Genomic DNA, 1,664 nt, shown 5'->3' with positions numbered 1-1,664 from the left:
AGCCCCTTCCCCGCAAGGGGGGAAGGGGGACTGTTTGTCGTTGACCGCAGCAGACTCCCCCGGCCTGACTCCTGCGACGCCAAACGACGCGCTACCAACCTCAGGATACTCCTCCGCCCCGAGTTGCGCCACACAAAACGACCCGCTACCAACCACAGCAGACTCCCCCGGCCTGAGTTCCGCCACACAAAACGACGCCATCCCAACCGAAGCAGACTCCCCCGCCCCGAGTTCGGGGCGGGGGCCGGGGGGTGGGGTTTATCACGCCGACCTCTACGGCACGCGCCTCTCCAAATACGACTGGCTCAACCAGCACGATCTCAGCAACACCCCCTGGCAACCCCTCACACCCCAATCGCCTTACTACTTCTTCATCCCCCGCAGCACGACAAACCTGCAAGCCTACCAGTCCTGGCAGCGGATTACGGAAATCTTTCCTCTCAATGGAGTAGGCATGACTACCGCCAGGGATCATTTTGTAATTGACTTTGACGCAAAAAAACTTCTGAACCGTGTTAGATCTTTCAAATACTCGAACTTAAACGACAAAGAGTTGCATCAGGCATTCCGGATCAACGTCAAAAAGGGATGGAGTATTCGCAAGGCGTGGCAAAAGCTGCAAGAAATAGATGATCATGATCTACAAAATTATGTCAAGCCCGTACTCTATCGCCCATTTGACGTCCGTTACATTTTCTACCATGATGCGGTTGTGTGGCGCACCGTGAAGCGTGTCATGCATCACATGCTGGCCGGGAAGAATGTGGCGCTGGTTATGCCTCGGCGAGTGGAGCACGTAGGCGCGTGGCAACACATATTTATTGCAGATCGGCTGGTTGAGCATGTCGCAGTCTCCCTGAAGACAATTGACTACTGCTTCCCCCTCTATCTCTACCCCTCCGAGACAGCGCCGGACATGCTCCGTCAGACCAAAGAGCCCAACCTGGCCGAATGGCTCTTGCCCCAACTCGCGGCGGCCTACGGCTTCACGCCCACGCCGGAGCAGGTGATGGCGTACATTTACGCCGTGCTCTACAGCCCGACCTACCGCCAGAAGTACGCCGAGGAACTACGCATTGACTTTCCGCACGTGCCATTCACGGCTGACGCCGACATTTTCCGCCAGATGGCGTCGCTCGGCCAGGAACTGATGGATCTGCACCTGCTGCGCAAAGTTCCAGCCCAAGCGGGTGTCAAATACCAGGGGCAGGGCAGCGACCGGATTGAATTCGTGCGCTACGACGCGGCCAGGGGGCGTGTCGCTATCAACAAAGACAAATACTTCGAGGGCATCACGCCGGAGATGTGGGAATACCGCATCGGCGGCTACCAGGTGCTGGAAAAATACCTGAAAGACCGCAAGGGCCGCGACATGGACGATCCCGTCCGCTACATCCGCATCGCCGAGGCGATTGCCCGAACCATGGACATCCAACAGCAAATCGACCAGGTCTACCCCGGCGTGGAAAGCAAGGTTCTGTCATTGGGCCGTGGGTGCAAGAATTCGTGCGGGTGAGCAGATTTGTCACGCCCATTTCTGGTCGGCTTCGCCGTTCATCGTGTTTTCTCCAAACTTTGGCCGATGTTTTCACGCGCAGGGCCTTTGCCTGGGCACGACGAGCGCTCACCGGTAGGGGCGATTCACGAATCGCCCTTGGAACACC

1 protein-coding gene is annotated in these 1,664 nt (G+C 57.6%); it reads left to right on the top strand.

Features of this window, described 5'->3' with window-relative positions:
* Nucleotides 1-1,516, top strand: a 1,516-nt coding sequence (locus H5U08_RS18020; RefSeq protein ID WP_297036301.1) for a type ISP restriction/modification enzyme, incomplete at its 5' end; no start/stop codon positions are given.
* Nucleotides 1,517-1,664 lie beyond the last annotated feature (148 nt).

Origin of the sequence: Thermogutta sp., from assembly GCF_014359955.1 — a bacterium.
Classification (GTDB): Bacteria; Planctomycetota; Planctomycetia; order Pirellulales; family Thermoguttaceae; genus Thermogutta.
Note: the sequence above shows the minus strand (reverse complement) of the source record. Positions and strands in the feature narration are given on the sequence as shown.